Annotated in this window: 15 protein-coding genes and 1 pseudogene; 8 read left to right on the top strand and 8 right to left on the bottom strand. The window is 59.1% G+C overall.

Translation table 11 applies throughout. The annotated features are described in order from the left end of the window. Positions 1-3 precede the first annotated feature (3 nt). Positions 4-1,677, top strand: a complete 1,674-nt coding sequence (locus F6X59_RS12135; RefSeq protein WP_152956454.1) for an FAD-dependent oxidoreductase — start codon at positions 4-6, stop codon at positions 1,675-1,677. A 165-nt stretch (positions 1,678-1,842) separates the two neighbouring features. Next, a complete protein-coding gene (locus F6X59_RS12130) occupies positions 1,843-3,165 on the top strand; it encodes an MFS transporter (protein WP_152956453.1) in 1,323 nt (440 codons plus the stop codon). A gap of 135 nt (positions 3,166-3,300) precedes the next feature. Here F6X59_RS12130 and F6X59_RS12125 read toward each other — a convergent pair whose 3' ends face one another. Continuing rightward, a complete protein-coding gene (locus F6X59_RS12125) occupies positions 3,301-3,729 on the bottom strand; it encodes an MAPEG family protein (RefSeq protein WP_346653486.1) in 429 nt (142 codons plus the stop codon). A 240-nt stretch (positions 3,730-3,969) separates the two neighbouring features. On the opposite strand from F6X59_RS12125, the gene F6X59_RS12120 reads away from it, so the two are divergent. Continuing rightward, positions 3,970-4,791, top strand: a complete 822-nt coding sequence (locus F6X59_RS12120; protein WP_152956452.1) for a helix-turn-helix domain-containing protein — start codon at positions 3,970-3,972, stop codon at positions 4,789-4,791. A gap of 80 nt (positions 4,792-4,871) precedes the next feature. Here F6X59_RS12120 and F6X59_RS12115 read toward each other — a convergent pair. Continuing rightward, a pseudogene (locus F6X59_RS12115) lies at positions 4,872-5,318 on the bottom strand (alpha/beta hydrolase); the annotation flags it as partial. Between the two features lie 129 nt (positions 5,319-5,447). On the opposite strand from F6X59_RS12115, the gene F6X59_RS12110 reads away from it, so the two are divergent. Genes F6X59_RS12110 through F6X59_RS12100 form a run of 3 tightly spaced genes read left to right on the top strand, consistent with a single transcriptional unit; the run spans position 5,448 to position 7,055 of the window. Further along, positions 5,448-5,663 carry a 4-oxalocrotonate tautomerase family protein gene (locus F6X59_RS12110; RefSeq protein ID WP_046614894.1) on the top strand — a complete coding sequence of 72 codons (216 nt, stop codon included), beginning with the start codon at positions 5,448-5,450 and terminating at the stop codon, positions 5,661-5,663. Continuing rightward, positions 5,660-6,316, top strand: coding sequence for a DsbA family oxidoreductase (locus F6X59_RS12105; RefSeq protein ID WP_152956451.1), 657 nt, complete (start codon positions 5,660-5,662; stop codon positions 6,314-6,316). The genes F6X59_RS12110 and F6X59_RS12105 overlap by 4 nt, the downstream gene beginning before the upstream one ends. Before the next feature lie 28 nt (positions 6,317-6,344). After that, entirely contained in the window at positions 6,345-7,055 is a 711-nt protein-coding gene (locus F6X59_RS12100; protein ID WP_003291493.1) for an SDR family NAD(P)-dependent oxidoreductase, read from the top strand. A gap of 63 nt (positions 7,056-7,118) precedes the next feature. On the opposite strand, the gene F6X59_RS12095 is transcribed toward F6X59_RS12100, so the two are convergent. The 3 genes from F6X59_RS12095 to F6X59_RS12085 all read right to left on the bottom strand — a co-directional run bounded on the left by F6X59_RS12095 (position 7,119) and on the right by F6X59_RS12085 (position 9,730). Further along, positions 7,119-7,808, bottom strand: coding sequence for a pyridoxal-phosphate dependent enzyme (locus F6X59_RS12095; protein WP_152956450.1), 690 nt, complete (start codon positions 7,806-7,808; stop codon positions 7,119-7,121). Positions 7,809-8,080: 272 nt separating this feature from the next. Continuing rightward, the gene (locus tag F6X59_RS12090; RefSeq protein WP_152956449.1) at positions 8,081-9,064 is read right to left on the bottom strand and encodes an MDR family oxidoreductase; all 984 of its coding nucleotides are present in this window, start codon (positions 9,062-9,064) and stop codon (positions 8,081-8,083) included. Between the two features lie 45 nt (positions 9,065-9,109). Continuing rightward, positions 9,110-9,730 carry a TetR/AcrR family transcriptional regulator gene (locus F6X59_RS12085; RefSeq protein WP_167654047.1) on the bottom strand — a complete coding sequence of 207 codons (621 nt, stop codon included), beginning with the start codon at positions 9,728-9,730 and terminating at the stop codon, positions 9,110-9,112. A gap of 126 nt (positions 9,731-9,856) precedes the next feature. Here F6X59_RS12085 and F6X59_RS12080 point away from each other — a divergent pair, with 126 nt between their 5' ends. Further along, on the top strand, positions 9,857-10,780 hold the full coding sequence (locus tag F6X59_RS12080) for a LysR family transcriptional regulator (protein ID WP_152956448.1): 924 nt from the start codon (positions 9,857-9,859) through the stop codon (positions 10,778-10,780). Positions 10,781-11,002: 222 nt separating this feature from the next. On the opposite strand, the gene F6X59_RS12075 is transcribed toward F6X59_RS12080, so the two are convergent. Together F6X59_RS12075 and F6X59_RS12070 are read right to left on the bottom strand one after the other, a co-directional pair. Continuing rightward, a complete protein-coding gene (locus F6X59_RS12075; RefSeq protein ID WP_178120077.1) occupies positions 11,003-12,211 on the bottom strand; it encodes an MFS transporter in 1,209 nt (402 codons plus the stop codon). Positions 12,212-12,222: 11 nt separating this feature from the next. Continuing rightward, positions 12,223-12,849 (bottom strand): isochorismatase family cysteine hydrolase, encoded by a 627-nt coding sequence (locus F6X59_RS12070; protein WP_152956447.1) that lies wholly within the window; start codon positions 12,847-12,849, stop codon positions 12,223-12,225. Between the two features lie 207 nt (positions 12,850-13,056). Here F6X59_RS12070 and F6X59_RS12065 point away from each other — a divergent pair, with 207 nt between their 5' ends. Beyond that, positions 13,057-13,554: a helix-turn-helix domain-containing protein gene (locus F6X59_RS12065; RefSeq protein WP_152956446.1), complete on the top strand. Its 498-nt coding sequence runs from the start codon at positions 13,057-13,059 to the stop codon at positions 13,552-13,554. Between the two features lie 404 nt (positions 13,555-13,958). Here F6X59_RS12065 and F6X59_RS12060 read toward each other — a convergent pair whose 3' ends face one another. Further along, positions 13,959-14,186 (bottom strand): hypothetical protein, encoded by a 228-nt coding sequence (locus tag F6X59_RS12060; RefSeq protein WP_256669265.1) that lies wholly within the window; start codon positions 14,184-14,186, stop codon positions 13,959-13,961. Positions 14,187-14,382: the final 196 nt, after the last annotated feature.

The following is a 14,382-nucleotide window of genomic DNA, read 5'->3' as shown; positions in this document are numbered from 1 at the left end:
AGCATGCAACCCCTCGCGTGTGACGTACTTGTCATCGGTTCCGGTGCCTCTGGCCTGGCGGCCGCCGTTACCGCCGCGCATCACGGCCTGCAGGTGATCGTCGCGGAAAAGGCCAGCCAGCTTGGCGGCACCAGTGCCTGGTCGGGGGGCTGGCTGTGGATTCCACGCAACCCGCTGGCCGTCGCCGAAGGCATCGTCGAAAGCGACGATGCTCCGGAACGCTACCTGCGCGCCCAGACCCACGTCGCCGAACTGGACCCTCGCCAGCAAGCCTTCCTGCGCCATGGCCCGGAGATGGTGGCGTTCTTCCAGCAACACACGGCCGTGCAGTTCCAGTCCGGCAGCAAGATGCCCGACATGCGTGAAGGCGACGGCAGCGCGCGTGGCGGGCGCTCGCTGTGCGCGCTGCCGTTCGACGGTCGGTTGCTCGGGCCATGGCTGCACAAGCTGCGCCCGCCGCTGGACATCATCAGCCTGGCGGGCATGGGCATCGCCGGTGGCGCCGACCTGGCCGCCTTCTTCAATGCCCGTCGCTCACCTCAAGCAGCCCTGCACGTTGGCAAGCGCTTGCTGCGCCATGGCCGCGACCTGCTGCTGCATCGGCGCGGCCTGCAACTGGTCAACGGCAACGCCCTGGTCGCCCGCCTGTTGCGCAGTGCCCTGGACCTCGGGGTGACCGTGCTCACCGACAAAGCGGCCACCCGCTTGCTTGGCAATGGGCGCATCGACGGCGCCCAGTTCGCCAATGGCCAGGTGATTCACGCACGCCGTGGCGTGGTCCTGGCGTGTGGCGGCTTTGCCCACGATCGCCAGCGCATCGCCCAGCTGATGCCCCATGCGCCCGATGGCACTCAGCATCACTCGGCCGCGCCGCCGCAGAACAGTGGTGACGGCCTGCGCCTGGGTGAACAGGTCGGTGCCCGGCTCGGCCCCACGCTGGCACAGGCCGGCGCCTGGGCACCGGTCTCGCAGGTACCGCGCCGTGACGGCAGCGTTGGCCACTTTCCGCACCTGATCGACCGCGCCAAGCCCGGTTTCATCGCAGTGCGCCGTGACGGCCAGCGTTTCGTCAACGAAGCCGACTGCTACCACGACTTCATGAATGCACTGTTCGCCGCCACGCCAGCGGGCGAAGCGCACGAGGCCTGGCTGATCTGCGACCATGCCGCACAGCGGCGCTACGGTATCGGCTGGGCCAAGCCGTTCCCATTCCCGACCCGCTTCTATCGGCGCCGTGGCTATCTGTTCAGCGGCCAGTCCCTGGCAGAACTGGCGCAGCGCTGCGGGATCGATGCCGAACAGCTGCAACGCACCGTGGCCGAGTTCAATCGCCATGCGGCTCTCGGCGCAGACCCGACCTTCCAGCGCGGCGCCTCGGCCTACAACATAGCCCAGGGCGAGCCGCTGAGTGGGCCCAACCCGTCGTTGCGGCCCTTGCTGCACGGCCCCTTCCATGCGGTGAAACTGCTGCCCGGTAGCCTTGGCACCTTCGCCGGCCTGCACACCGATGCTGCCGCGCGCGTGCTCGATCACGCACAGCAGCCGATACCCGGCCTGTTCGCGGTCGGCAACGACATGCACAGCGTGATGGCCGGGCATTATCCTAGCGGTGGTATCACCCTGGGGCCGGGCATGACCTTCGGCTATCTGGCGGGCAAGGCGCTGGCCAGCGTGTGAGCGGGGCTCGCTATTGTTCGGTTATCGAACAATAGCCCCCTCCAGCGAATTGACGGTCGCCGATTCACTGCTCACCATGCACCGGCCTTGCGTGTACCCCCTGCCTGGGGCCAGGTCACGTTCGAGAAAAAGCCGTTCATTACAATTTCAAGAAACGACCAGGATATGAACCACTCCAAGCTCACTACCGCCAGCCCACGGCTGCCATCCGCCGGCATCGGCGACAAGATCCGTGGCGCCTTCGCCGTCGGCAAGACCCGCTGGGGCATGCTCGCCCTGGTGTTCTTCGCCACCACCCTGAACTACATCGACCGCGCCGCGCTCGGCATCATGCAGCCGGAACTGGCCAAGGCCATGAGCTGGACGGCGATGGACTACGCCAACATCAACTTCTGGTTCCAGGTCGGCTATGCCGTCGGCTTCGTGCTGCAGGGCCGGCTGATCGACAAGGTCGGCGTCAAGCGCGCCTTCTTCGCCGCCGTGCTGCTGTGGAGCCTGGCCACCGGCGCCCACGGCCTGGCCACCTCGGCGGCCGGTTTCATGGTCTGCCGCTTCATCCTCGGCCTGACCGAAGCGGCCAACTACCCGGCCTGCGTGAAGACCGTGCGCCTGTGGTTCCCGGCTGGCGAGCGCGCCATCGCCACTGGCCTGTTCAACGCCGGCACCAACGTCGGCGCCATGGTCACCCCGGCCCTGCTGCCGCTGATCCTCACCGTCTGGGGCTGGCAGGCCGCGTTCATCGCCATGGGCTGCCTGGGCCTGGTCTGGCTGGTGTTCTGGGGCTTGAAGTACTTCAACCCGGAAGCACACCCAAGTGTGCGCCAGAGCGAACTTGACTACATCCAGCAGGACGTCGAGCCGGAAGTGGCGCGCCTGCCTTTCAGCCGCATCCTCGGCATGCGCGGCACCTGGGCCTTTGCCGTGGCCTACGCAATCACCGCGCCGGTGTTCTGGTTCTACCTGTACTGGCTGCCGCCGTTCCTCAACCAGCAGTACAGCCTGGGCATCAGCGTGACCCAGATGGGTATCCCGCTGATGCTGATCTGGCTGACTGCGGACTTCGGCAGCATCGGCGGCGGCATCCTGTCCTCGTGGCTGATCGGCCGCGGCGTGCGCGCCACCACCGCGCGCCTGGTGTCGATGCTGATCTTCGCCTGCACCATGGTCAGCGTGACCTTCGCCGCCCATGCCAGCGGCCTGTGGGTGGCGGTGCTGGCCATCGCCCTGGCGGTCGGCGCGCACCAGGCCTGGACCGCGAACATCTGGAGCCTGGTGATGGACTACACCCCCAAGCACCTGATCAGCACGGTATTCGGCTTCGCCAGCATGTGCGCGGCGATTGGCGGAATGTTCATGACACAGATCGTCGGCAGCGTGCTGACGGCGACGAACAACAACTATGCCGTGCTGTTCACCATGATCCCGGCCATGTACTTCCTGGCGCTGATCTGGATGTACTTCATGGCGCCGCGCAAGATCGAAGCCTGACAAGCGCGGATTCCAGTTACCTCGATGGGGCCCTGACGGGCCCCTTTTTTCATGCCTGTCCGGGGTTTCCTGCACTCTCCACGGGTGGCCTCGCAGTAGCAAATGCTGCCTCGGGCTCCTGGCAGAAACCCAGGATCAGCGCCCCCATATCGTCATTGTGAGCGACGTGCAGAGCCCCAAGAGGCAGAGTATCCCGACACCATAGAAAACCGTGCGCCATGGCTGAACACCCCTCAAGTAAGCCAAGGTATGCAGGACCCTGGCGGCGGTGAACAGCATGCTCAACACTGCCGTGACGGTTGCCGGTGCATTCATGGCAATGGCCAAGCCACCGAGCGCGAAAAAAGCCGGGATGTTCTCCAGGTCGTTTGCCCAGGCCCTGCTCGCCCGAATCACTTGTGCAAGCTCTGCTTCACGGGCAACCCGATTGAAAACAGCGGCGTCCTCTATGTTGGTGAATGCCCTGTGTCGCAGCCTGAACCAACCTTGGTAACAGGAGACCGCAAACATCTTGAGGAACAGCACAACCACGCACAGCGCGTAGACGTTCAAGGCACCGTTCACCTGGGCTTTATCAGGTTGCGAAACAAGCTCGCGCCCGAAGGCCAGCAGCGATTGTTCAGCAATCAACATCGCCCAGCCGCTGTAAATCGAAAAGAGCACCAACGATGCCAGCGCAAAAAAACGAAGTGCCATGATCATGTCCCTGATAGGTTTTCCTGGCACAGTAGAGATAGGATTGTTGGCGCTCAATGACCTCTGAGGTCATTGAGCCCGAGCGCAAGGACGGGCTAGAGACGACGCATGAGTTACCAACTGTTCCATCAAAAATCCCCCGCACCGGCCACAACGGCGGGCCAGCATGTGCGCCACCTGCGCCGCCAGGCCGGGCTCAGCCAGCTTGACCTGGCACTGATGGCCGGGGTTTCACAGCGCCACCTCAGCTGTGTGGAAACCGGGCGTGCCAAAGCCAGCCCCGGCACCTTGCATGCCTTACTGTCGACCCTTGGGGCGCCACTGGATCACTGCAACGAAGTGTTTCTAGCCGCTGGATACGCGCCGCGCTACACCGCGACGCCACTCGATGCGCCCGCTATGGGTGTGGTGCACACCGCCCTCGAACATATCCTGCAGGCAAACAATCCGGCGCCTGCCATCGTTATTGACAGCAATTGGGATATCACTGCCGCCAACGTGAGCACGGGGCTGCTGTTGGCGCTGGCGGGTGTGGAGCAGAACCTGTCATCAGGCCTCAACCTGCTGGAAACGCTGCTATGCCCCGGCGGCCTGGGAGATCGCCTGGTCAATGCCCAAGAGATCCGTGCTGCCGCGTGGCAACGCGCGGCCAGGGAGTCAGTCAGCAGCCCTGCGCTCGCAGAGCGCCTGAGCAGCCTCCCGCCACCGGGCATGGCCTTGCACGCAGAGACTGGCAACCCCGTGCTGCTGACACGAGTGCGCACCGCCGATGGCGAATTGAGTTTTCTCTCTACCTTCACGACCTTCGGGCTACCCCTGGACATCACTGTAGAGTCACTGCGAATCGAGCATTTGATACCTGCCGATCTGTCGACCAGACAAAGGATGATGCAAGCTTTCGATGCTTGGAATGCGGACTACGGCCGATAGCCCCGTTCGATGAAGGCAATTTTCGCCCCGAACGTGTCTTCACGTTTCCAGAAAGAAGATGCGCACTGGGCACAAACGCTTCATCTGTCGTCAGAGATTTCCGATGCTGGATTTTGCCCATGAATGAACGCCACCACCTCATCCAGGACCGGCGCCAGCCATCGCATAGGGCGGGAGAACGCCGCAATCAATGTCCCGTGGCTTGGCCTTGCGAAATAGAGCTCGCGCACGGGCACACCCTGCTCCCGCAAGCGGCGGGCCATGCCTCCCGTGTTGCGCGCGGGATTGACCAGCGTATCGTCCTTTGCGGCTATTAACAGCGCAGGGGGCGACTTGGCGCTAACGTGGTTGATCGGTTGGGAGCCGGGTGGCGAATTCGGAAAGTAGAAAACCGGTTTCACCTCCGGGTTTGCGATGGGCAGAAAATCGTAGGCCCCGGCCAGACCGATCCAGCCGCGGAGCATCGAAGGCACCATGTCCACCTCCGCCAGCCATCGAGGGTCTAGCGCAAGCATCGCTGCGTTGTGCCCCGTGATTCGATACACGAGGTCACAAATGAAGTACCTCAGGGCATATTTATCAGTTTGCTCTGGAATCTTAAAGTTTCTCCATCAACTGCTCATCACCCAAATGCACACTTGATAGAGGAACTTCCCATGCCATTCATCAGCGTCCGCATCACTCGTGATGGTGTTACCCGAGAGCAAAAGGCTCAGGTAATAAAAGAAATTACTGAAACTATGGAGCGCGTGCTTCATAAAGACCCTAAGTTGACCCACATCGTGATCGAAGAAGTCGACACTGATAACTGGGGCTACTCCGGCATTACGACTACCGAGTACAGAAAGCAATTGTCGGAGTCAAAGCCATGAAGCACACGGTAAAAATCGACTTCGTTTCTGATGTCGTCTGCCCCTGGTGCGCACTGGGCTCGACTGCCTTGGTCCAAGCCATCGCCAACGTAGCCGACGAAATCGACGTCGAGTTGACGTTTAAACCGTTTGAGCTCAATCCCGATATGCCTGCCGAAGGTGAGGACGCCATCCAGCACATGATTCGCAAGTACGGAAGAACTGCGGAGCAGGTGGCGGCACGTAATCAGATGGTTGTTGAAAGAGGATGGGAGCTCGGCTTTGAGTTCAATCTCCAAAGGCGAACTCACTTTTTCAATACCCATGATGCACATCGCCTGCTGTTCTGGGCAGCGAATGAAGGGCTCCAAAGCGAGCTTCACCGAGCGCTGATTGAGGCTTACTTCGTGAACGGGCAAAACCCTAGCAGTCACCAGACGTTGGTGGCGTTGGCTCAGAAAGTCGGTTTGAACGCCCAGCAAGCGCAGGTAGTACTTGAAAGCGGGCAATTCACCGATGAAGTCCGAGCGCTCGAAAATTTTTACTTGGATCGCGGCATCAACTCTGTACCCGCAATGGTACTGAACAATCGGCAAGTCGTCGCAGGCTCACAGTCTGTTGAGTATTACGAGCAAGTGTTAAGACAGGCGGCACAAGCCGCTTCGTCTAACTGAAAATTTAATCCATCGTAGAGGAAATATCATGAGCAATTCTCAAAAAGTCATCATCGTAACTGGCGCATCTCAAGGCATTGGTGCAGGTGTAGTGGAAGGGTTCCGAGCCCTCGGCCACAAAGTGGTAGCGACCTCGCGCTCCATTCAACCATCGACCGATCCAGATATCCTGACTGTTGCCGGTGATATTGCGGATCCGGCCACAGCGGAACGAGTTGTGCGCGAAGCCGTGGCCCGCTTCGGGCGCATCGATACGCTCGTCAACAATGCCGGGATTTTTGTTGCCAAGCCGTTCACCAGCTACACCAAAGAAGACTATGCGCAGGTCGTTGCGACCAATATGAGCGGCTTCTTCTACATCTCCCAACTCGCCATCGCGGAAATGGAAAAGAATGGTAGCGGGCATGTGGTCAGCGTCACCACCAGCCTGGTTGACCACGCAATCGACGGCGTTCCTTCGGTAATGGCATCGCTCACCAAAGGTGGCATCAACGCTGCCACCAAATCGATCGCAATTGAGTATGCCAAACGAGGTATCCGCGCTAACGCCGTGTCGCCTGGCATCATCAAGACCCCTATGCATGGCGCCGAAACTCACGATGCCCTGGGCAAGCTGCACCCCGTCGGCCACATGGGCGAGATCAACGACATCGTTCAAGCGATTCTCTACTTGGACAGCGCTTCGTTCGTCACCGGCGAGATCCTGCACGTCGACGGCGGTCAGAGCGCAGGTCATTGATTGACAGAATGCTCATCACCAGCACATTCCGGTGATGAGCAGTTTCCTGTGAAGGCTGGTTTCTCAGAAATCGAATGCACTGCGATAGGCATAAACGCCTGGTCCGCCGCCTGTAAACAGGAACAGCAGGTTAGCCCCCTCGACGAAGCCTCCTGCAGCAATATCATGAAGCATGCCGGCAAAGGCTTTTGCAGAGTAAACCGGATCAAGCAGGATGCCTTCGGACTGAGCTAGGGAAGCAATTGCCTCAAGAGCCTCAGCCGTCGGAATTCCATAACCCTCTCCCCGGTGATTCCCATCTACATCGATCTGATTGGGCGCGATCTCTGAGGCCCCGACCAATGCCAGCGCGTCGTTAGCGAGCTTCAGGGTTTGCTGCACCGCCTGTTCTTGCTCTCCCAACACTGAATAGGATCGAATAATCGTCGGGGATCGTCCACGCGTGACGAAACCTGCGGCTAGACCCGCGTGAGTACCCGAGCTGCCGTTAGGCAGAAGTACCTTCTCGAAGCGGATGTCGTTATCCCGTTCATACTGCATTATCTCATCACCGCATCTGGCGTAACCCAGCGCGCCAAGAGGTGACGATCCCCCCATAGGGATCAGGTAGGGTTTCTTGCCCTCTTCGATCAGCAGCTGGATTCTTTTAGCTGCGAACTCGGCTGCCTTTTTTCCTTGCGGGAGTACATGGAGCTTGGCGCCATAGATCTTATCAAGCAAGAACGTTGCCGTTGTTTTCGTACTCTGCATCATGCCGCGGCACTACCCTGCCGAGGACCAGTTCGCAGTCCAAGCCGAGTCGCGCAGCTGCAGCGGCAGTAAGTCGTGCATGGTTAGATTGGAGTCCGCCAGTCGTTCGGGGTTGCCGCCTCGATGAGCGTCACTCTATCGAAAGCGTCCAGTACATCCTTTTGAGCATCCCTCATTGGCATGTGCTCCGGTTGGTATTTCACATTGACAGCGATCCAGCCCCCAACGCAGAGGGCTGGCCTCTTTGAAAGCAATGAGTGTGCTTGGGCTATGGATTAAATGCTGGTATCAACAACGAGGCGCCCGCGAATCCTTCCAGCCAATAGGTCATCTGCAACAGGGATGACTTCTGAAAGTGGTACTTCGCTTGTTAACTGCTCCAGAATCGACAGATCAAGCTCCGCGTTCAGCCGAGCCCATGCCTCGACTCGCTCGGCATATGGACGTGTGACGCTGTTGATCCCCAAGAGGCTCACCCCCCGCAGAATGAAGGGGGCTACCGTAGCCGGGAACTCCATGCCCTGTGCCAGGCCACACGCGGCAACCCAGCCGTCGGCTTTGGTCTGAGCACATACGTTCGCAAGGGTATGACTTCCTATCGAGTCAATCGCCGCTGTCCAGCGCTCTTTGCCCAATGGCTTACCTGGTGAAGATAACGTGTTTCGATCAATCACTTCCGTCGCGCCCAGCCGGACCAAGTGGTCTGCCTCATCTAACCGGCCGGTCGAGGCAATGACCTCATACCCACGCGCGGCCAGCAGCGCTACGGCAATGCTGCCGACCCCACCATTCGCCCCGGTTACCAAAACAGGCCCTGCATCAGGCCTTAGCCCGGCGCGTTCCAGGGCGATTAGACTAAGCATGGATGTATAACCTGCGGTGCCTATCGCCATGGCGTTACGCGGCGTCATCCCCTGCGGCAAAGAAATCAGCCAATCTGCGCTCACTCGGGCCTTCTGGGATAGTCCGCCCCAATGACTTTCCCCAACACCCCAGCCGTTGAGTAAAACAGCGTCGCCTTCGCGATAGCGGCTGTCTTCGCTGCCCTCCACTACCCCTACAAAATCGATCCCAGGAATCATGGGAAAGTGCCGGGCGATAGGACTACGGCTTGTGATGCAAAGGGCATCTTTGTAGTTCAGCGTACTGTGAGACACCGCAACGGTGACACTGCCGGCTGGCAATTGGTCATCTGATAGCTCTCTGTAATGTGCCTGCTTAGCGCCTTCCTGGTTCTCCACAACGACAGCATTGAACATAGCGACTCCTTTTAGACCGGTTGTCTAGTAATCGACGATAAAAACTCACCGGGCAATGCCGGCGAGAAATCCCCTGACGAAGATCGATAGTGGGTGACCACTTTCGCAGAGACGTGCGCGCGTGATTGCGCCCTCCCAGCCAATCCAGAAAAAAGCTGCCAGTTGTTGGCACTCCACAGACTGGGCTATCGATTGGTTGGCCTGCGCTTCCTGGAGGCATTGGCTGAGTAGTGCCTCCCAAACTCGAAAAATCTTCTCTATCTGATCGCGAAAATCATCGGGCAGCAAAGTCACTTCCTGGCCGAGATTGCCTACCAGGCAGCCGCGACGCCAGTTGTACTTTTCCATGCCGATGAGCGACTCCTGCAGCAGATCTTCGATGCGCTCCAACGGTTCTCGATGGGGGTTGAGCAGGATCCGGCGCAGGCGGCGCTCAAAGAAATTTCCGTATTCAGCGAGGACCTCACGCCCGAAGGCATCCTTGCTGTCGAAATAGTGATAGAAGGAGCCTTTCGGTACGGAGACCCGTTTGAGAACCTGTTCAATACCAGTAGTGTTGAATCCTTGCTCGGTCAGCAGCTCCACGCCACAGCGGATCAATGCACGCCGAGTATCGGGATCGCTACGCGAGATTTTTGGAGGGCGCCCGCGCCTGGGGGCTTTCATTGGAATGTCCATCTAGGGATAATTAGACCGAACAGTCTAAATGTCAAGCAGCGTTCTCCGGTCCGCGCAACCGTCTACTGCAGTCCGACAACAAGCCTTCTACCAGCCCCTGTACGGATAAATCCTATGAAGCGGCATTTTGACGATCTGCAGTTGGGAAGTATTGAGCTGTTTTGCCTGTCCGCAGAAGCGGGCAGCTTTACTGCCGCAGCTCAGCTCGCTGGCGTTACTCCGGCCGCAGTGAGCAGGTCGATCCTTCGCTTGGAACAAAGGCTGGGCTCACGGCTGTTCGCAAGGACAACGCGAAGCATTCGATTGACCGATGCGGGAAAGGATTTTTTCGAGCAGTGCAGCCAGGCGCTCACGCAACTGGTAGAGGCCCAGCAGGCAGTTATGGGCGCTCAAGCAACGCCTTCAGGCCGCCTTCGTATCAGCCTGCCCACGACTTATGGGCACCACCGCATCCTGCCTTTGCTGCCAAAATTTCGGGAGCTATATCCTGAGGTAACCGTTGATATCCACCTCGGTAATCGAAATATCGACTTTGTTGCAGAAGGGTACGACCTGGCGATTCGGGTACGAGCTCAGCCTGATTCCACGATGATTGCGAGGTTACTGGAGGATGCAAAGTTGGTTGTCGTAGCGTCTCCAGCCTACCTGCAGAAGGTCGAGGCACCGCAGACTTTGCAGGACCTGGACCAGCATGAATGCATTCAATTTGAGCTTCCGAGTAGCGGGCGGCGTATCTCTTGGCTGTTCCAAGAGGACGGTCGAGAGCGTGAGGTATTCACTGCTGGAGGCTATTCCTGTTCCGACGACGTGCTGGGCGGAGTGACACTTGCCAAGAACGGTGCCGGATTATTCCAAACCTACAAATTCATCGTGGAACAAGAGCTCGCTGATGGGCGACTCGTCGAAGTCTTGAAACCGTTTAGCGGGCGATCGAGGCCGTACACGTTGTTGTACCCTCACGGTCGTCATATCCCGCAGAGGGTGCGCGCTTTTGTGGATTTCCTGGTTCAGTATCGCGATGAGTGGGCTTCGCTCTAGCACGAAAGTTGGTCCCCCGTTCCGTGTTCGAGTAGGGGCGAACGAAACACGACGCAGGATCCCCACCCAGTTATGAGAGCTTGATGGGGAGCCAAGCGGATTGGATGTCTCGATTGTTGGGTGAGTGTTGCGCCCGCCCGGGAGTTGAATGCCAGCTTACGGCATGGCTGGAAGCCTAAGCAAACCAGCAAAAGATGCGCTGTCGAGTCGTCTTTTAATCGCTCATGGGCGTACCTCACCCATCGTCGAGCTCGATTCACGGGGTGCAAGCGCATTGATAACTGTGGCCGCTAAAGACAGCAGAATGCCAACAGTGGCAAGGCCGATCCAGCCGGCCTGGTGCACGCCATAATTCCCCAATGCGGCGCCGATCGCTCCCCCCAGAAAATACGACCCCATGAATACGGTATTTAGCCGACTTCTGGCCTCCGTCCTCAGGGTGAATACGCGTGCCTGGTTGGCAACCAGCCCGGCACGATTGCCTAGGTCGAGCAGCACCATGCCGAGGATCAGCCAGCCAAGATGTTGCCCGCCCGCTGCTATGCAGGCGAAGCCCAGGACGAGGGTCATCGCGCCGGCTAGAACCATGGTGTGCCTGCCCAGGCGATCGGTAAGCGTGCCAATACAAGGTGACGCGACGATGCCCAACAACGCGACCAGGCCAAACAGACCAATGGTAGCGGAGTCGAGTCCGTATGGAGGTTGTGCCAATAGCGCGGCAAGCGAAGCCCACAGCGCACTGAATGCAGCGAACATCAATAGGCCGCTCGCCGCGCAGTAACGCAGCACGCTTTCCTGTTTGACCAGGCTGCCTAACGAACCCAGGAGCCGCCCGTAGCTTATCGTCTGCAGACTCGCGGTGGCGGGCAGGCGCTTGGCAACGATGAACAGCAGTAGGACATCGCTGAGCGAGGCCAGCACGAAGACGACTCTCCACCCCGCATGTGCACCGGCGAAGCCCCCGAGCATGCGGGCCAGTAACAGGCCTGCCGAGAGGCCGCTGAGCAGGCTCCCTACGATTCGACCTCGCTCAGCCGGAGTGGCCAACCCCGACAGACAGGGAATGATGAGCTGCGCAGTGATCGCCGTCACCCCGACCAGAAGGCTGCTTATGCACAGCATCATGAAAGTCGGTGATACCGCGCAAAGAAGTAAGGCAACGGCATTTCCCGCGATGGCCAGCAGCGCGAGTTGGCGTGGTTGTCGGCAATCGCCGAGTGGCACGATGAACAGCAGGCCTAGCGCATAGCCAAGCTGCGTCAGCGTGGCGACCAGGCCGGCCTGTGTCGGCGCCATGCCAAACGACGCTGCCATCTGCGGCAGAAGCGGCTGGTGGTAGTAGATAGTCGAGACCGCCAGCGCGCAGCACATGGCCATGAGTGTGGCAAGGCGGCTGGAAACCCCCATTGGCGATGCGCTAGAGGCAGACATGCGTAGCCTCTTCACTGCTGTTGCAAAGTCAGTACGAGCCCGTGGGTGTCGACGATGCTGTGCGCAAACGTCGGCCCGTTCAGTTCGTGCGCCGCGTGCATCATTTCCTTGCTGAAGGCGGCTGTCGCATCGCGTACCAGCGTGACGTGATAACCCAACTCCATGGCGAAGCGTGCGGTCGATTCGATGCAGGTGTTCGCCAGCAGGCCGACGACGATCAAGTGTGTGATGCCTCGTTGCTTCAGCTGGAAATCGAGGTCGGTATTGGCGAACCCGCTTTGTCCCCAGTGTTCCTGGATGATGATGTCGCCCTCCTGTGGCACGAAGTCGGGATGCCATTCGCCGCCCCAGGAGCCCTTGGCAAAGGTGTGACGTTCCTGGATCAGGCGTTGGGTGGGATTGGGGTGATCCCAGCGGGTGTAGTCGCCGGGCTGCCAGCGCCGATGAGGCACGTAGTACACCTGAATTGCTTGTGCCCGAACGGCGGCAACGGTCCTGCGCAGGTTGTCGAGCAGTTGAACCTCGTCCGCGACGCTTCTGAGCATGGGATAAAGCTTGCCGCCATCGGACAGGAAGTCATTGTAGGGGTCGACCAGCAGCAGAGCGGTCCGCTCCGAGGCATACACAGGATGGGTCATGATGGTGCTCCAGGTGAGAGAGGCGTTCTGGGACGTTTGCTATACCGACAAATGCCGCGCTGCGACAGCGCAAGCCGCATAGGCCTCATACTAACTATGAAAATCATAGTGTCAACAAGGATGAGGCTTTGAGCGTTAATCCATGCGACATGGTTAATCACGCTGGGTTACTATGAAAACAATAGTTTCTGCGGAGAAAGCAGCGTGATGTCGAGGCTGGACGTGACAAGCGATACGGTGTGCCCGGTGGCACGCTCGATGGATTTAGTGGGCGACAAATGGACCATTTTGGTCCTGCGTGAGCTGTACATGGGCGCGACACGCTTCGAGGAAATGCAGATCCAGACCACCGCTACGCCCCAGATGCTGACTTCGCGGCTCAAAGCGCTGGAGGCGAATGGCCTGGTCGAACGCCGGCCCTACAGCGAGAAGCCGCTGCGCTACGAATATCATCTGACCAACAAGGGATGGGACTTCTATCCTGTTATCTACGCGCTGCGCGCCTGGGGCGAGAAGTGGTGCAAGAACCCGGATGAGGGGTTGGCCGTACATTTCGTGCACCGCGCCTGCGGCCATGATGTGGGTGTGGCCAGCGTTTGTCCTCACTGCGGCGACGCTGTGGAACGCAAGGACTTGGAAGCGCTGATCAGCGATCGTTTCCTTCACGAACGCGAGTCTCGTCGTGATGCCTTCAAGCGGAAGTAGCTGAGGCTAAGAGGCTTTCCTGTACTGACATGTTTGAATTGGAAGTGGACGCTATGAAGGGAAGCGATTAGCTGGGGTCTCGCTCAGTGCCTGAAAACTAAGCGTCCTGAGCCTGAATGGTACCGGCAGGCTCCCTTTCTTCTTTCAATAGGATGATCAAAGCTGCTGCCAGGCCGGCAAGCATGATGGAGACGTACCATAAGGTAACGTACTCACCCGCGTGATCGAATATCTACCCTCCGAAAAATGCGCCGGATGCACCGCCGATCGCGTGCCCGGCAGAGAGTAGACCAAGCGATAGCCCTAAATTCCGTAGACCCAACCGGCTACCCAGTAGGCTCGCCGTGACCGGAACCGTGGAGTAGTCAAAAATGCCAAACAAGACGGCGAATGCCAGCAACAGTTCATGGATCTTCTATCAGCGGATCGATCGCTTCGAATAGCCGATGCGCGGCCTGTTGGGCGTTTTCGGATAGCGGATTGTTGGTTGGTCGGAAGAAGATCACAGCAGTGGAGCGCTCTTCACGAATGGGCATGAAATCACTGCGTATCCATGCCTGAAGTTGCCGAGCACGTGCTTTAGCACGGGGCGCACGAGGATATAAAGGCCCGTCGGGGTAAACGTAATCCAAGTACTCGGTAAGGGACTTCAAAAAATGATTTCCACGAGAACTTTATCATGCGGGACCGAGACCATAGCTAGATGACATGAGTCCACTATTGCTACCCGTCACGAGAGGCAGCAATGGGTCCAGGCTGTGTGAAAACGCCTGCGATTGTCTAACCTTCTGATCGTCGAGATCGCGGCGGGGACGATCATGAAGCGAT

The sequence above is a fragment of the Pseudomonas sp. MN1F genome, assembly GCF_009391885.1.
Lineage (GTDB): Bacteria > Pseudomonadota > Gammaproteobacteria > Pseudomonadales > Pseudomonadaceae > Aquipseudomonas.
Note: the sequence above shows the minus strand (reverse complement) of the source record. Positions and strands in the feature narration are given on the sequence as shown.